General features: G+C 70.8%; 15 protein-coding genes. 10 read left to right on the top strand and 5 right to left on the bottom strand.

The window, feature by feature from the left end; all coding sequences use genetic code 11:
* Positions 1-172 precede the first annotated feature (172 nt).
* The 6 genes from ACIQBL_RS09215 (at position 173) to ACIQBL_RS09190 (ending at position 5,094) form a co-directional block, all read left to right on the top strand.
* Positions 173-568, top strand: a complete 396-nt coding sequence (locus ACIQBL_RS09215) for a carboxymuconolactone decarboxylase family protein (protein ID WP_401938610.1) — start codon at positions 173-175, stop codon at positions 566-568.
* 55 nt (positions 569-623) lie between these two features.
* Positions 624-1,364: an SDR family NAD(P)-dependent oxidoreductase gene (locus ACIQBL_RS09210; protein ID WP_401938607.1), complete on the top strand. Its 741-nt coding sequence runs from the start codon at positions 624-626 to the stop codon at positions 1,362-1,364.
* Between the two features lie 44 nt (positions 1,365-1,408).
* On the top strand, positions 1,409-2,614 hold the full coding sequence (locus ACIQBL_RS09205; RefSeq protein ID WP_401938605.1) for an NAD(P)/FAD-dependent oxidoreductase: 1,206 nt from the start codon (positions 1,409-1,411) through the stop codon (positions 2,612-2,614).
* 18 nt (positions 2,615-2,632) lie between these two features.
* Positions 2,633-2,827, top strand: coding sequence for a ferredoxin (locus ACIQBL_RS09200; protein WP_033279370.1), 195 nt, complete (start codon positions 2,633-2,635; stop codon positions 2,825-2,827).
* A 71-nt stretch (positions 2,828-2,898) separates the two neighbouring features.
* The gene (locus ACIQBL_RS09195; protein WP_401938602.1) at positions 2,899-4,140 is read left to right on the top strand and encodes a cytochrome P450; all 1,242 of its coding nucleotides are present in this window, start codon (positions 2,899-2,901) and stop codon (positions 4,138-4,140) included.
* 36 nt (positions 4,141-4,176) lie between these two features.
* Positions 4,177-5,094 carry an SDR family NAD(P)-dependent oxidoreductase gene (locus tag ACIQBL_RS09190; protein WP_401938601.1) on the top strand — a complete coding sequence of 306 codons (918 nt, stop codon included), beginning with the start codon at positions 4,177-4,179 and terminating at the stop codon, positions 5,092-5,094.
* An 81-nt stretch (positions 5,095-5,175) separates the two neighbouring features.
* Here the strand turns inward: ACIQBL_RS09190 and ACIQBL_RS09185 are convergent, their stop codons facing one another.
* The 4 genes from ACIQBL_RS09185 to ACIQBL_RS09170 all read right to left on the bottom strand — a co-directional run bounded on the left by ACIQBL_RS09185 (position 5,176) and on the right by ACIQBL_RS09170 (position 11,721).
* A complete protein-coding gene (locus ACIQBL_RS09185) occupies positions 5,176-5,901 on the bottom strand; it encodes a class I SAM-dependent methyltransferase (protein WP_401938598.1) in 726 nt (241 codons plus the stop codon).
* 172 nt (positions 5,902-6,073) lie between these two features.
* Positions 6,074-8,578, bottom strand: a complete 2,505-nt coding sequence (locus ACIQBL_RS09180) for a SpoIIE family protein phosphatase (protein ID WP_401938596.1) — start codon at positions 8,576-8,578, stop codon at positions 6,074-6,076.
* A gap of 148 nt (positions 8,579-8,726) precedes the next feature.
* Positions 8,727-11,111 (bottom strand): MFS transporter, encoded by a 2,385-nt coding sequence (locus tag ACIQBL_RS09175; protein WP_401938593.1) that lies wholly within the window; start codon positions 11,109-11,111, stop codon positions 8,727-8,729.
* Positions 11,112-11,277: 166 nt separating this feature from the next.
* Positions 11,278-11,721 (bottom strand): SRPBCC family protein, encoded by a 444-nt coding sequence (locus tag ACIQBL_RS09170; RefSeq protein ID WP_401938590.1) that lies wholly within the window; start codon positions 11,719-11,721, stop codon positions 11,278-11,280.
* A 168-nt stretch (positions 11,722-11,889) separates the two neighbouring features.
* Here ACIQBL_RS09170 and ACIQBL_RS09165 point away from each other — a divergent pair, with 168 nt between their 5' ends.
* The 4 genes from ACIQBL_RS09165 (at position 11,890) to ACIQBL_RS09150 (ending at position 15,716) form a co-directional block, all read left to right on the top strand.
* Positions 11,890-12,933: an Rv2578c family radical SAM protein gene (locus tag ACIQBL_RS09165; protein WP_401938588.1), complete on the top strand. Its 1,044-nt coding sequence runs from the start codon at positions 11,890-11,892 to the stop codon at positions 12,931-12,933.
* A gap of 139 nt (positions 12,934-13,072) precedes the next feature.
* Positions 13,073-14,653, top strand: coding sequence for an alpha/beta hydrolase (locus ACIQBL_RS09160; protein ID WP_401938585.1), 1,581 nt, complete (start codon positions 13,073-13,075; stop codon positions 14,651-14,653).
* An 86-nt stretch (positions 14,654-14,739) separates the two neighbouring features.
* Entirely contained in the window at positions 14,740-15,138 is a 399-nt protein-coding gene (locus ACIQBL_RS09155) for a RidA family protein (RefSeq protein WP_401938582.1), read from the top strand.
* A gap of 41 nt (positions 15,139-15,179) precedes the next feature.
* Entirely contained in the window at positions 15,180-15,716 is a 537-nt protein-coding gene (locus ACIQBL_RS09150; RefSeq protein ID WP_401938579.1) for a GNAT family N-acetyltransferase, read from the top strand.
* A gap of 17 nt (positions 15,717-15,733) precedes the next feature.
* Here the strand turns inward: ACIQBL_RS09150 and ACIQBL_RS09145 are convergent, their stop codons facing one another.
* On the bottom strand, positions 15,734-16,309 hold the full coding sequence (locus tag ACIQBL_RS09145; RefSeq protein ID WP_401938577.1) for an adenylosuccinate lyase: 576 nt from the start codon (positions 16,307-16,309) through the stop codon (positions 15,734-15,736).
* Between the last annotated feature and the right edge of the window lie 58 nt (positions 16,310-16,367).

The raw sequence follows: 16,367 nt of genomic DNA, 5'->3' as shown, positions 1-16,367 counted from the left end.
CGACCAGTCGGTCGAATATTCAGACCGAGAGTAGATGAGGGTCTCGGCCCGATCAATGGCGATGACGGAGAGAGCTCGGAGCAGCCATATCCGTAACAGGCATTGATTGTACCGACCGCTTGGTCTAACTTTCGTTTGGGACGAATGCAATCGCATGGACCGGGAGTCGCGCATGAGCGCCGAAGACATCAAGGAAACCACCGATCTGCGCGTCGCGGGCCTGAAAGCCCTTCGTGCCGCGCTGCCCGGAGTGGTTCCCGCGGAGGGCGATCTCGACATGCGGGACGGCAAGCTCGGCGAGGATCTCGTCGAGATCGGCCTGAGCACCGTGTGGGGCGCGCTGTGGGGCCGCGAGGGCCTGGCCCCGCGCGACCGCAGTCTGGTCACCCTCGGCATCCTGATCGCGCTCGGCGCCGAGACGGAACTGAAGACCCATGTCCGGGTCGCCCTCACCAACGGGGTGACCCGGGAGGAGCTGGCCGAGATCCTCTACCACTCCGCCGGGTACACCGGCTTCCCCCGGGCCGTGGCGGCCCGTACGGCGGCCCGCGAGGCCCTCGGCGAATAGCCGAACCACCGGTGTCCGGTTCTCCGGCACCGCGCACGAGCGCAAGGGAGCGCACATGTCACTGCAGGGAAAGGTCGCGGTCGTCACCGGCGGCGGCCGCGGCATCGGCCAGGCGATCGCGACGGTGCTCGCGGCCAGGGGAGCCGCGGTCGCGGTCTGGGACCTCAACTCCGAGGGCGCCGAGAAGACCGCGGCGGCCATCCAGGAGTCGGGCGGTACGGCGATCGCGGTCGCCGGTGACGCGGCGGAGGCCGGTGCCGTGGCCGCTGCCGCCACTCGCACCCGCGAGGAACTCGGCCCGGTCACGATCCTCGTCAACAACGCGGGCATCACCGCCTACGAGCCGTTCACCAGCATCTCCGAGGCGTCCTGGGACCGCATGATCGGGATCAACCTCAAGGGCCCCTTCCTGGTCACCAAGGAGATCGTGCCCGACATGCTCGCGGCGGGCTGGGGCCGGATCATCAACATCTCCTCGTCCTCCACCCAGACCGGCGCACCCGCCATGGCCCACTACGTGTCCTCCAAGGGCGGCGTCATCGGCCTCACCCGCGCCCTCGCGATCGAGTACATCGAGAAGGGCATCACGGTCAACCACGTGCCGCCCGGCTTCATCGACACCCCGCTGGTCCGCCAGGGACCCGTCGACGTGGAGGCGGCTGCCGCCACCATGCCGATGAAGCGGGCCGGCCTGCCGGAGGACGTCGCCTACGCGGTGGCCTACCTCGCCTCCGAAGAGGCGTCCTACGTCACCGGCCAGACCCTCAGCACCAACGGCGGACGCTACCTCGTCTGAGCACCCGCAAAGTACATCGCAACGACGCTGCAACGGAGCAGAACATGAGCATCGAGGACGACACCGGGGCTGTGGCCCACGTGCTGGTGGTGGGCGCCTCCGCGTCCGGGCTGACCACGGTGGAGGCCCTCCGGCGCAAGGGCTACCCGGGCCGGATCACGGTGCTCGGCGCCGAGCCGCACGCCCCGTACGACCGTCCGCCGCTGTCCAAGCAGATCCTCTCCGGCGCCTGGGAGCCCGGCCGGGCCGCGCTGCGCACCGAGGAGATGCTGACCGGCCTGGACACCGAGTTCGTGTACGGCGACCCGGCGGTCGGTCTCGACACCGCGACCCGGACCGTGCGCACGGAGTCCGGGCGCGAGCTGAGCGCCGACGCGATCGTCATCGCCACCGGGGTACGGCCCCGAGTGCTGCCCGGGCAGGGCGAGTTGACCGGTGTGCATGTGCTGCGCACCCTCGACGACGCGCTCGCCCTGCGCACGGATCTGCTCGCCGGGTCACGTCTCGTGGTCGTCGGCGAGGGAGTCCTCGGCTCCGAAATCGCCGCCACCGCACGGACGTTGGGCCTGGACGTCACCCTGGCGGGCCCGCTGACCGGACCGCTGGCCCTCCAGGTGGGCCCGCTGGTGTCGGGACTGCTGGCCGAGCTGCACACCGAACAGGGCGTACGACTCCGGCTCGGCAACGGCGTCGTGGGGCTGACCGGTGACCAGGGCCGCGTCTCCGGCGTCGAGTTGAGCACCGGCGAGGTGCTGCCCGCCGATGTGGTCGTGGTCGCGATCGGGGCGACCCCGGCGACGGAGTGGCTGGCCGGCAGCGGGCTGGAACTCGACAACGGCGTGGTGTGCGACTCTCGTTGCCGGGCCGCGCCGGGGATCTACGCCGTCGGTGACGTGGCCCGCTGGCAGCACGAGGGGCTCGGCCGGCTGATCCGGCTGGAGAACCGCACCAACGCCACCGAGCAGGCCATGGCGGTCGCCGGGGCGATCCTCGGGGAGGACCGGCCCTACGAGCCGGTGCCGTACTTCTGGACCGACCAGTTCGACGCCAAGCTCCAGGTGCACGGCTTCCTGCCGGCCGATGCCGAAGTGGACGTCGTCGAGGGCGAGTTGACGACCCGTCGGTTCGTCGCGCGCTACCGCAGCGGGGGCCGGGTCACCGGGATCCTCGGCTGGAACATGCCCAAGCAGGCCAGGCAGCGCCGTCAGGAGATCGTCGACGCGGTCCCCTCCCCCGCTCCCGCCCACTGAACGATCAGGAGAGTCGCCATGAAGGTTGTCGTCGACGAGGACAAGTGCGTCGCCGCCGGGCAGTGCGTCGCCGCCGCCATGGACGTGTTCGACCAGCGTGACGAGGACGGCATCGTCGTCCTGCTGAACGAGAACCCGCCGGCCGAACTGGCCGACGACGTACGGAACGCGGCGGCGGTGTGCCCCGCGCTGGCGATCCGTATCGAGGAATAGCCCCCAGCTGTGTTCCCCCCACCCGCCCACCCTGATTCCCCCCACCCCCACCCTCATCTGGAGGAACGACCATGTCCGAGGCCGAGGCGGAACTCGCCGCCCCTGACGCGGAGATCTTCGACTACCCGGGCGCGCGGGACCGCAGCTGCCCGTTCGCCCCGCCTGCCGGGCTGCGCGCCCTGAACGACACGGCGCCCGTGTCCCGGGGCCGGCTCTGGGACGGCAGCACCCCGTGGCTGGTGACCGGACATGCCGCACAGCGGGTGATCCTGTCGGACCCGCGGGTGAGCAGCGACGACAAGCAGCCCGGGTTCCCGTACCCGAACCAGGCCATGGCGGAGAACGCTCCCCATCACCCGCTGACCATCTTCAACGCCGACGGCGCCGACCACACGCGGATCCGCCGCATGATGACGGCTCCGTTCACCCGTAACCGGATGGAGAAGCTGCGGCCGGAGATACAGCGGTTCACCGACGAGCTGATCGACAAGATGCTCGCGGGCCCGAACCCGGCGGACCTCAACACCGCGCTGTCGCTGCCGCTGCCCTCGCTCATGATCTGCGCGCTGCTCGGAGTCCCGTACGAGGACCACGAGTTCTTCCAGGAACACGCCTCGCTGGCGACCCGGAGCGACAAGACCGCCGAGCAGGACCGGGCGGCGAGCCAGGCGCTCGGCGGCTATCTGGCCGGGCTGCTCCAGAAGCGGATGGAGGAGCCGAGCGACGACGTCATCTCGGACTTCGCCGGGCGGATCAAGGCGGGCGAGGTCACCCTGCCCGAGGCCGTCATGCTGTGCATGATCCTGCTGATCGCCGGTCACGAGACCAGCGCCAGCATGATCACCCTGGGCACCGCCCTGCTTCTCCAGAACCCCGGGCAACTCGCCCTGCTGCGCGAGACGGACGACCCGAAGGTCGTCGCGGGCGCCGCCGAGGAGATCCTGCGCTATCTGACGATCCCGGCACTCGGACAGCGGCGGATCGCCGCCGAGGACATCGAGATCGAGGGCGTCACCATCAAGGCCGGCGAGGGCATCGTCGTCGCGCTGCCCGCGGGCAACTGGGACGCGGCGGCCTTCCCCGAGCCGGAGAAGTTCGACATCACCCGCGAGGCACGCCACCACCACGCCTTCGCCTGGGGTATCCACCAGTGCCTCGGCCAGCAGCTCGCCCGCATCGAACTCCAGGTCGTCTACGGCACGTTGTACCGCCGTGTCCCGACCCTGAGCCTGGCCGTCGGCTTCGACGAGCTGAGGTTCCGCCGGGACGACGCGCTCGCCTTCGGCCTGCACGAGCTGCCGGTCACCTGGTAGCGAAACGCTCTCACCCGCACACAACTGGAGTCACCCATGAGCGAGTTCGGCTTCGAAGGACGCGTCGCCGTCGTCACCGGCGCGGGCCGCGGCCTCGGCCGCGCCTACGCCCGTCTACTGGCGGAGCGCGGGGCGAAGGTCGTCGTCAACGACCTGGGCGGGTCGATGGAGGGCGAGGGCTCGGACGCCGGACCCGCGCAGAAGGTCGTCGACTCGATCGTCGCCGCCGGCGGACAGGCCGTGGCCGACACCCACGACGTGTCCACGCAGGCGGGCGGCGAGGCCGTCATCAACAGCGCGATCGAGACCTTCGGCCGGATCGACGTCCTCGTCAACAACGCCGGGATCATCCGGTACGCGGGCCTGCCGGAGATCGAACTCGACAACCTGGAACGGCACTTGGCCGTCCACCTCCTTGGCTCCTTCAACACGATGCGCGCCGCCTGGCCGCACTTCGTCGAGCAGGGCTACGGCCGGGTCGTCCTGACCACCTCCAGCGGCATGTTCGGCATGGACAACAACCTGTCCTACGCCGCCGCGAAGGCGGGCACGGTCGGCATGGCGCGCAGCGCGAAGCTGGCGGGCGAGCCGCACAACATCAAGGTCAACCTGATCGCGCCGGCCGCGATGACCCGGATGGGCGGCGGTCCCGAGGAGGAGCCCACCGAGACCGTCGAGGGCATGCCGTACATGCCGTCGTCGGCGGTGGCGCCGATGGTGGCCTATCTCGCGCACGAGAACTGCCCGGTGAGCGGGGAGATCTACACGGCGGGTGCGGGCCGGTTCGCGCGGGTCTTCCTGGCCTCGACGGAGGGGTACGCGCACGAGGGCGGCGACGCCTCCGTCGAGGACGTCGCGAAGAACTGGGACGCGATCAACGACGAGAAGGGGTACTACGTGCCCGCGGACCTGATGGCGTGGTCCGGCTCGTTCCTCAAGCACCAGTTCGGATAGACCGGTTGGGGGGCCGGTTCGGTTGATCCAGGTGGGGGGAGGCGGTGAGCCGCCCCGCCTCCCCCTGCCTTTTCCGCGTTCTCAGCCCGTGCGTCCCGCGATCAGCCACTTCGACGGCAGTTCGATGCGGGCGCCGTCGGCCCTGAACTCGGTGGTGATCAAGGGCAGTTCACCGCTCGCGATGACGGTGAGGCCGGCCGCGCGCAGGAGTTCGGGCACCTCGCCGTCGGGCACCTCGCCGGGGGCGATGCCATGGCGGAAGATCGGCGCGAGCTTCGCCGGCGGCCCGTCCGGATCCTGCGCCAGGCCGCCCAGGATCGGGCGGGCGGCCTCGGAGAGTTCGACGAGGAAGGCGTGGCCGCGCTCCCCCACCAGCGTGGCGATGCCGTCCACCAGTGGCTGCCGGTCGTCGGGGTCGACCTGGTGCAGCACGCCCCGCATATAGACGTTGGCGTCGCCGAGTTCGGCGTGCAGCGTCTCCACCTCGGTCTTGTCGGCGGCGTCCAGCAGCCGGTAGGTCGCCTGCCCCGCCGGGTCGGCGTGCCGGGCGTGCTCGATGGCGGCGGCGGACAGATCGGCGCCCACGACATGGTTGAACCGGTCGGCGAGGAAACGGGTCTGGGTGCCGTTGCCACAGCCGAGGTCGATCATCTGGAGGCCGGGGTCGCGCAACTTCGGCTCGAACAGCGCGAGATGGAGTCCCACTGTCTGTGCGGGCGCCGCGTCCCAGAAGACGGCCCCCTGTTCCTCGGGCGCCTCACGCCAGAAACCCTCCCAGGCCTCCCGGTACCGACTGGTCACGCTCATGCCCAACTCCCCAGGATGCGACGCCGTTCCGCCGTAAGTGACGGGCCAGTACGGTCTATCGCGCCCCGCTCCCGCTCACAAGCACACGGCGCATTCCTTCACCGCGCATTCGACCCTTGTACGCCGATGTGCGCCTCTTGCGCCCCCTCGGTCACCCGCGGTCGCGTGCGCGTCAGCGGCGGGGCAGGGTGAGTTCGAACCAGACGGTCTTGCCCGCGGTCGTACGGCTGGCGCCCCATTCGCGGGCGAGCATGCCGACCACGTGCAGTCCGCGTCCGAACTCGTCGTCGGGGCCGGAGCTGAGCAGGCTCGGCAGGGTGTGGTCGTCGTCGTCCACCTCGCACAGCAGCGTGTCGCCGCGCACCAGGCGGAGTTCGACATGGCGGCCGTGGGAGTGCCGTACGGCGTTGGTGACCAGTTCGCCGGCCAACAGGGCGGCGTTGTCGGCGAGTTTGGGCAGGCCCCACTCGTGGAGCTGTTCGCGGACCACCGCGCGGGCCCGGCGCACCTGGGCCGGGTCGAGGGCGAGCCGCCACTCGGCGACGTCGTCCGGCTCGATGCCGTTGAGCCGGGCCATCAGGAGGGCGACGTCGTCCTTGCGTCCGCCGCGCGTGTTGAGGGAGCGGATGATCGTGTCGCAGGCGTCGTCCATGGACGCGGCCGGATGCGCGGCCGACTCGCACAGGGTCGCGAGCCCTACGCCGATGTCCTCGCCGCGCACCTCGACCAGTCCGTCGGTGCACATCACGAGCCGGTCGCCGGGCTCCACGCGCACGCGTACCGCCTCGAAGGGCACCCCGCCGACGCCGATGGGCGCGCCCGTGGGCAGGTCGAGCAGTTCGCTGCGGCCGTCCCCGGCGTGCACGATCACCGGCGGGATGTGGCCCGCGTTGGCGATGTGGAGTTCGCTCGCGATCGGGTCGTAGACGGCGTACAGGCAAGTGGCGAGATAGTTGTCGCCGAGGCGCTGCGCCAAGTCGTCGAGGTTGCGCAGGAGTTGGGCGGGCGGGAGGTCCATGGCGGCCATGGTCTGCACGGCGGTGCGCAACTGGCCCATCATGGCCGCCGAGTTGAGGCCGTGGCCCATGACGTCGCCGACGACGAGCGCGGTGCGGGCGCCGGGCAGTTTCACCGAGTCGAACCAGTCGCCGCCGACCCGCCCCAGGAGCGTGCCCGGCAGGTACCGGGTGGCGATGTCGCAGCCCGCCATGCGCGGCGGGATGTGCGGCAGCATGCTGTCCTGGAGGGTCTCGGCGACGGACTCCTGGTAGGTGTACATGCGCGCGTTGTCGAGCACGAGGCCCGCGCGGGCGGCGAGTTCGGCGCCGGTGACGCGGTCCATGTCGTTGAACTCGACGCGCTCGGGGTGGCGCAGCAGGATCATGAAGCCGAGGACGACGTTGCGGGCCTTGAGCGGGACGACCAGCATGGAGCGGCCGGTGATCAACGGCCGGATGTCGCGCTTCTCGAACTGCGAGGCGATCATGTGCCCCATCTGCTCGCTGATGCGCGGCACGAGGACGGGATCGCCGGTGGTCATGCACTGGAAGAACGGGGTGTGCGCGGGGAACGGCATGGCCTCGCCGACCGGCACGACGTCGTCCCAGCGGCCGGGTTCGTCGGTGTGCTCCAGCGCGACCCGGTGCCACATGGTGGTGGTGTCGGGCACGCCGTCCGGGAACCCCTCGCCCGCGACGACCTGTTCGCGCAGATAGGTGCCCGCGACATCGGTGAAGCGGGGTACGACGGCCCGGCTGACCTCCAGGATGGTGGTGGTGAGGTCGAGCGAGGTGCCGATGCGCCCGCTGACCTCGTTGAGGAACTCCAACCGCTCGCGCACGGCGACGTATTCGAGGTCCTCGCCCTCGTCGTCGGCGGCCTCCGCCGGCAGCGGAAGCCCCTCGGTGACCGCGAGGACGGCCCGCTCGCGGCGCGCCTTGCGCTCGGCGCGGCGGGCGACGCCCCAGTCGGGGGTCACCGGCACCCGCTCGTTCTGGCTGAACTCCAGGACGGGATAGCCCAGTTCGAGGACCTGCGCGACGATGCGGGCGCTCTCGCCGACGCTCATGCTGGGCAGGATCTCGGGGAGCCGGCGGGCGAGTTCCTCGGCGCCGGGGAAGTCGGTGTGCAGGGCGAAGCCGGGTGCTATGCGCTCGAAGGCGCCGTCTTCTTCGGGGATGTCCTGGCGCAGACCGTCGGCGTCGGCGGCCAGCACGAGCAGCCGCTCACGGCCGGGGCCGACCAGCGGGTACGCCCACCACAGGACGTCCACGCGGTCACTCCCCCACCCCTCGGGCGGGGTGACCCCCGTCTCGCTTCGCTCGGGCACGGTGAGGCGGGCGCGTCCGGCGGCCGGGTAGGACAGCCGTCCGTCGAGGGAGGACTCCAGGTCGGGTCCGAGTCCGTCGTAGGCGGCGAACGCGCCGTACGGACCGGTCTCGTCGTCCTCGGGCAGTGCTCCGGAGACGGGGAGCAGGTCGAGGGCCGGCTGGCCGATCGCCTCTTCCTTTGTGGTGCCGAACAGGCGTCGGGCGCCTCGGCTCCAGTGCGAGACGAGGCCGTCGCGGTCGATGAGGATCACGGCCAGCGGGACGCGGCCGACCGCGGTGTGCTCCGCCTCCACGTCGTCCCCGGCCCCGCGGCCGGGAGCTGCCTCCCGCTCGGTGCCACGGTCCATGACCCAGGCCCTCTCTCCCCACGGCTCCGCAAGATCTGTGCCGCCACCCACCACGCTACGGGGGCGGCCGGTGGCGATGTGCGGCATTCCTGGAATTGGTTCCACCCAATCGCACCGGCGCGCGCCTCCCCGCGTCCCAGGAGCGGGCTCAGTCCTCGTGGCCGAGCTGGAGGTCCCGCTCGGTGCGTCCCCCGCCCGCCACTTGGAGCACGGTGGCCACGGGCGGATACCCGGCGGCGATCACCGTGTACTCGCCGGAGGACAGGTCGACGAACCGGAACGTTCCGTCGGGTCCGGTGGTGAGGGTGTCCACGACGTTGCCCGCCGCGTCCAGCAGCGTCACGCGCGCGTCCTCGACGGGCCTCCCGCCGCTCGCCCTGACGGTGCCGCGCAGCACGGCGCCGCCGGCGAGTTCGACGTCCTGGCGGGTCTCCCGGGACACCTGGACGCTGACGGGGAGCGCGGCCGGGCGGAACGCGGGCGCGCTGGCGGCCAGGGTGTACTCGCCGGCCACCAACTCACTGATCACATAGGCGCCTTCGCGCCCGCTGCGGGTACTGGCCACGACCTCGCCGTGCACATTGGTGAGCGTCACGGCGGCCTCCCGCACCGGGGTGCCGTCCGCGGTCAGCACACTCCCGGCGAGACGTCCGGCACCGCCGAGGACGACGTCCAGCTCGACGGGCCGCTCCCCCACGGTCACGGACACCGCCTGCGGCTGGTGCCCGCCGGCCGCCGCGATCAGGACGTACGCCCCGGAGCCGGGTGTCGACAGCGCGTACCGCCCGTCCTCTCCGCTCGCGCCGCGCCCGATCTGCTGCCCGGAGACGTCGATGAGGGTGAGCGCCGCCCGGGGCACGACGGTCCCGTCGGGGTGCTGCACCGTGCCGCAGACGGGGATTCCCGGGGTGTACGCCGAACGGGCCTGCGGGATCGGGGAGTTGAAGGGCGCGGTCTCCGAGGTCTCGGCGGGGGCGTTGTGGGACACCAGTGGTTTCTCCTTGAGGAAGAAGGCGATGAGCAGGCCGAGGGCGAGCACCGGCACCAGGTAGAGGAAGATCCGCGGCATCGCGTCGGCGTACGCCCGGATGTAGGCGTCGCGCAGCGCCGGGGGCAGCGCGTGGACGAGCTGCGGGGTGATGGACTCGGGGTCGGGGAGGCCGCCACTCGCGGGGACGCGCGCACGCAGCGCGTCGGTGAGCCGGTCGGCGAAGAGGGTGCCGAAGACGGCGGCGCCGACGCTGCCGCCGATCTGCCGGAAGTAGTTGTTGGCGCTGGTGGCGGTGCCGAGGTCGGCGGGCCGTACGGAGTTCTGCACGGCGAGGACGAGGACGGGCATCACCATGCCGATACCGGCGCCGAGGACGGCCATCCAGAGGCTGTACTGGAGCCGGGACGTGTCGACTTCGAGCCGGGACAGCAGCCACATGCCGAGGGCGGCCAGCGCGCTGCCGAGGACGGGGTAGACCTTGTAGCGGCCGGTGTGGCTGATGAGTTGGCCGGAGACGATGGACGCGCCGACGATGCCGCCCATCATGGGCAGCATCAGCAGCCCCGACTCGGTGGCGCTCGCCCCGTCGACCATCTGCAGGAAGGTCGGCAGATAACTGGCGGCCCCGAACAGCGCGACCCCGATCACCAGGCCCACCAGAGCGGTGACGTTGAAGACGGCGTCCCTGAACAGCCGCAGCGGGATGAGGGGTTCGGGCGCGAAGTGCTCGGCGACGAGGAAGAGGACGGCGGCGGCCACGGCTCCCGCGCCGAGTCCGAGGATGACGCGCGAACCCCAGGCGTACTCGGTCCCGCCCCAACTGGTCAGCAGGACAAGGCACGTCGACGCGATGGCGAGCAGCAGCGCGCCGAGGAGGTCGAGGCGCGCCTTGGCGGTCGGCTTCGGCAGTTTCAGTACGACGGTGACGACGGCCAGAGTCACCAGGCCGAAGGGGACGTTGACGTAGAAGCACCACCTCCAGGAGAGGTGGTCCGTGAAGTAGCCGCCGAGCAACGGCCCCGCCACGGAGGCGAGTCCGAAGGTGGCGCCGATCAGGCCCATGAACCGGCCGCGCTGCCGGGGCGGCACGATGTCCGCGATGATCGCCTGCACGCCGATCATGAGCCCGCCCGCGCCGATGCCCTGCACCGCGCGGAACGCGATGAGCTGGTCCATGGACTGGGCACGGCCCGCGAGCGCGGAGCCGATCACGAAGACGCCGATCGCGAACTGGAACACGCTCTTGCGGCCGAGGAGGTCACCGAGTTTGCCGTAGACCGGCAGTCCGACCGTGGAGGTGAGGAGGTAGGCGGTGATCGCCCAGGACATCTTCTCCAGGCCGTGCAGTTCGCCGACGATCTTCGGGAGCGCGGTGGCGACGATCATCTGGTCGAGGGCGGCCAGCAGCAGTGCGAGCATCAGCCCGAGAAAGACCAACCGCACCCGGCGCGGGCCGAGTTCGGCCTGCCCGACGGGTGCGGGGGCGGGTGCCTTTGGGGGTGCCGGGGGCCGTTCGTCCTGCACCAGAGTCGTCCCGCCCACGTACCGCTCCCCTCGTCGCACCTGCCGCACAATTCCCGCTTAAGGCGACAACTGTGAGCAACTGCGACGAGTTACGGCGTACGCCCGGCTCGAACGGAGATCCACTCGAACCGGTGAGGGACGCGACGAGCGCGCCAACGCGCCCTGGAGACTTGCCCCTTGGGGCCTACTTCTCCACCTCGGCGGCGAGCTTGTCGAGGACCAGGTCGTAGATCCGGCCGAGGCCCTTGGGAGCGAAGGTGCGCTCGAAGAAGCCGCCGATACCGGTGGCGCCGTTCCAGGTGCTGGTCACCACGACGCGGGACTTGCCCTCGCCGGCCGGGGTGACCCGCCAGGTGGTGACCATGGTGGAGTTGCGGTCCTTCTCGACCAGTTCGCCGTCGGTCGGCTCACCGACCTCCAGGAGGCAGTCGCGGACGCGCTTGCTGGTGGCCTGGAGCTTCCAGTGGACGAGGGTGCCCTCGCCGTCACCGCCCTCGCGCACCTCGTACTCGCTGAACTGCTCGGGCAGCAGCTTCGCGCGCGTGCCGGTGTAGTCGGCGAGGGCGTCGAACACCTTCTCCGCGTCGGCTGCGACGACCCGCTCGGTGGTGGCCTCGACCTGCGCCATTTCGTTCCTCCAGGACTTGCGTTCTCGGGGTCGGGGCAAGCCAACCACCCCCGCCCGCGGTCCCCCAAATCGGGGTACCCCAGGACGTCGGAGGCGATCGGGAACGCCACTTGCACAGTAATTCGAACAAGTGTTTCACTCTGGGGGCAGGCCTACCGAGGAGGCGCCATGCGCTGGGAGAACCTGACAACGGAGTCCGACGGCCACAACCGGACGGCCGACGTCGCGCTGTTCGGCGCGGACGCGGTGACCACCCGCACCTTCGACACGCCCGAGTTCCGCGGGATCACCTTCCACGAGGTGCGGGCCCGCTCGATCATCAACCGGGTGCCGGGGGCGTCCCGCATGCCCTTCGAGTGGACGGTCAACCCGTACCGGGGCTGCTCACACGCGTGCGTGTACTGCTTCGCCCGCAAGACCCACAGCTATCTGGACCTCGACACCGGCCTCGGCTTCGACTCGCAGATCGTCGTCAAGGTGAACGCGCCGGACCTGCTGCGCCGCCAGCTCGGCTCACGGCGCTGGCTCGGCGAGCACATCGCGATGGGCACGAACGTCGACTGCTACCAGCGCGCGGAGGGCCGCTACCGGCTGATGCCGGGCATCCTGGGTGCCCTGCGCGACCACGCGAACCCCTTCTCGATCCTGACGAAGGGCACGCTGATCCTGCGCGACCTGGACCTCCTGGTGCAGGCCTCCGAGGTCACCGACGTCGGCATCTCGGTCTCCGTCGGCTTCACCGACCCCGCGCTGTGGCGCACGGTGGAGCCCGGCACACCCTCCCCGGAGCGGCGCCTGGACGCCGTGAGGACACTGACCGAGCACGGCATCGACGTCGGCGTCCTGATGGCCCCGGTGATCCCCTTCCTGAGCGACCACCCGGCCCAACTGCGCGCCACCGTAAGGGCGATAGCGGCCTCCGGGGCCAGCTCGGTGACTCCCCTGGTGCTGCATCTGCGGCCCGGTGCCCGTGAGTGGTTCATGGCCTGGCTCGGGCAGCACCACCCGCATCTGGTGCGCCGCTACGAGCGGCTGTACGCGGAGGGCGCGTACGCCCCGAAGTGGTACCAGCGCCGGATCACCCGTCAGGTCCACGACCTGGCGCAGGAGTACGGCATCGGTCCCGCGCGCGCGGGCATGCCGCGCCGGATTCCCGAGCCGGTGGAGCCGATGGAGCCGGTGAGCGAGCCGACGCAGCTCTCGTTCATCTGAGGGCGTTCGAGCGCATCCGGCGGCCCAATCGGGTCAAGTATCGGCTGAACAGGTTCTTCCGCCCCGGCTTTTCGGGACTATGCGGCGAGGACCAACCGCGAGAACCGCGGTCGGCTGCCTCTCCGTCCTGGGAGGACTCATGAGAAAACGCGCAGCCGTACTGTGCGGTGCCGCCGTCGTCGTGGCCGGGACGGTCACCGCTCTCCCCGCCGACGCGAGCACCGCGCGCCCCGCGACCACCGTGCAGGCCGCGAAGCTCACCTGGAAGTCCTGCGCCACCACCAACTATCCGACGCTCCAGTGTGCGAGCGTCAAGGTGCCGCTCGACCACGCGAAGCCGCACGGCAAGCAGATCACGCTCGCCCTGTCCCGCGTCCCGCACACCGCGTCGACGTACCAGGGCCCGCTGCTGGTCAACCCCGGCGGCCCCGGCGGCAGCGGGCTGACCCTCGCGGGTTTCGTCGCGTCCTCGCTGCCCAAGGCGGTGGCGTCCCAGTACGACGTCATCGGCTTCGACCCGCGCGGCGTCGGCAAGAGCACCCCCACCCTGGACTGCGAGCCCGGCTACTTCAACCCGGTCCGCCCGGACTCGGTACCGAGCACCGCCGCGCTGGAGAAGGCCAACCTCACGCGCGTGAAGTCCTTCGCGGACGCCTGCGGCAAGAAGTACGCGAGCGTGCTGCCGTACATCAACACCATCAGCGCCGTGCGGGACATGGACTCGATCCGGCAGGCGCTCGGCGCGAAGAAGATCAACTACTTCGGCTACTCGTACGGCACCTACCTGGGCGCCGTGTACGCCAAGCTCTACCCGGAGCGCGTGCGCCGCCTGGTCCTGGACTCCGTCGTCGATCCCACCGGCGTCTGGTACGACGACAACATCGGGCAGGACTACGCGTTCAACGACCGCCAGCAGGCGCTGATGGCGTGGATCGCGAAGTACGACTCGACGTACAAGCTCGGCACCGACCCGGCCAGGATCGAGGCCAAGTGGTACGCGATGCGCAAGGCGCTCGCCAAGAAGCCGGCCGGCGGGAAGGTGGGGGCCTCCGAGCTGGAGGACACCTTCATCCCCGGCGGGTACTACAACGGCTACTGGCCCTACCTCGCCGAGGCGTTCGCGGCGTACGTGAACGACAAGAACGCCGATCCGCTGGTCGAGGCGTACGACAACTTCGCCGCGATCGACGCCTCCGGGGACAACGGGTACAGCGTCTACACGTCGGTGCAGTGCCGTGACGCCTCCTGGCCGCGCGACTGGAACCAGTGGCGCAAGGACAACTGGGCGGTGTACGACAAGGCGCCGTTCATGGCCTGGAACAACGCCTGGTACAACGCGCCGTGCGCGTTCTGGCCGACGAAGTCCCAGCAGCCGATCAACATCGCCAACGGCAAACTGCCGCCGGTGCTGCTCTTCCAGGCGACGAACGACGCGGCGACCCCCTACGAGGGCGGCCTGACGGTCCACAACATGCTGGCCGGCTCCAGTTTCGTGGTCGAGCAGGGCGGCGGCAACCACGGCATCACACTGAGCGGGAACGCCTGCCTGGACAAGTACCTGGCGACGTATCTGACCAACGGCGAAGTGCCGCGCAGCGGCGGCGAGATCGACGCGGTGTGCAAGAAGGTGCCCGATCCGAAACCGCTGACCACGGCGAAGGCGGCGACGAGCACGGCACACGGTTCGACGCTGCACGGCCTGTTGGGCTTCCGCGGCTGAGCCCCGCCAAGGACGGTCGAGTACGGCCTGACGGCCCGTCGGGGGCGGAAATCCTCGTTGTCAGACCCATGGTCCACCATGGACGCATGAGTGAACTGACGAGGATTCCCGCCCCCGAGGGCGTCGCCCCCGCGACGGCCTACACGCACGTCGTGCTGGGCACCGGCCGCTTCGTCGCGATCTCCGGCCAGCTCGCCCTGGACGAGGACGGCAAGCTGGTCGGCGAGGGCGATCCGGCGGCCCAGGCCCGCCAGGTCTTCGAGAACCTCAGCCGCTGCCTGGCCGCCGCGGGCGCCACGTTCGACAACGTGGTCAAACTGACCTTCTTCGTCACGGACATGGCGTACCTGCCGGCGATCCGCGCGGCCCGCGCCGCGCACATACCCGACGACCGGCTTCCGGCGGCGTCGGCGGTGCAGGTCGCCGGGCTGGTGCGACCGGAGTTCCTGATGGAGATCGAGGCGTTCGCGGTGCTGGGCGAATAATTCGGAGGCCGTGTCGACAGGCGCATCCCTAGGGTGCGGTCATGAACGACGGCCCCCTCGGGATCCGCATCCGCCCGATGACCCTCGCCGACTGCGACCGCGTCTCCGAAATCCGCGTCCTCGGCTGGCAGTTCGCGTACCGGGGCCTCATGCCGCAGCCCTTCCTCGACGCCCTCAGCGCGAAGGACGACGCCGAGCGGCGCCGGGCCCGCTTCGAGCAGGGCGACGGCAGCGTGGTGAATCTGGTCGCCCGGCGGGGCGAGGAGATCGTCGGCTGGGCCGCCGTCGGGCCGTACCGGGACGGTGAAGTCCGCACCGAGGACGCCGAGTTGTACGCCATCTACCTCGACCCCCGGCACCTGGGCACCGGCGCCGGGCGGGCCCTGATGCAGGAGTCCCTACGGCAGTGCGCCGCCCTGGGCCACGACCGCGTCTACCTCTGGGTGGTCCGGGGCAACGCCCGCGCCCGGCGTTTCTACGAGCGGGCGGGGTTCTGGGCGGACGGGACGGAGGAGCCGTACGAGGTGGAGGGGGTGCTGGTGCCCGAACTCCGGTACGTCAGGGATCTGACGCGTTGAGGGGGCGGCGATCGGGCTCAGCGCTGCCGTGGAATCCGCCCCAGCGCACGCACCGCCGCCTCCGCCAGCGCCGGGTGCGCGAGGGCGTCGTTCAGCACGGGTCTGGCGCGGGGGTCGCCCAGTTCGCCGAGGCCCTGTACGCAGGCGAGGGCCACGCGGCGGTACGGGTCGTGGGGGCGCAGGCGGCGCTCCAGGGTGGTGATGAGGGCGGGGACGGACTCCGGGGCACGCAGCTCGGCCAGGAGGCGGACGGGGTGCAGGGCGTACGCGACCCGGAGTTCGTTGGTGGCGAGGGCGGCGGCGGCTCGGGCGGTGCGGGGGTCGTCGAGGCGGCTCAGGGCGTACGCGGCGGAGGCGCAGCGCCGCGGGTCGCGATGGTTGAGGAACAGGACGAGGGACTCGAAGGCACGCCGGTCGCCCGCGATGCCTAGCCGGAACGCGGCCAACTCCCGGGCCCAGAGCGGTTGTCCGACGGCCGTGAGCACGTCCGCCAGTTCGTCGAGGTCTCCGGTCGCCGCGAGATGCTCGTACGGCACCGCTCCTCCCGACTCCTGCCGTAAGCGCTCCGTGAGTGATCGCAACTCTTCGTCCATGAAACCGAGCCTATGGGGGTCGCGGGACAGACGGGACCTACATCACAAACTCCGGGGG

The organism is Streptomyces sp. NPDC088350, assembly GCF_044753545.1.
Taxonomy (GTDB): domain Bacteria; phylum Actinomycetota; class Actinomycetes; order Streptomycetales; family Streptomycetaceae; genus Streptomyces.
The sequence above is the reverse complement of the archived record's forward strand: the minus strand, read 5'-3'. Positions and strand labels throughout refer to the sequence as shown.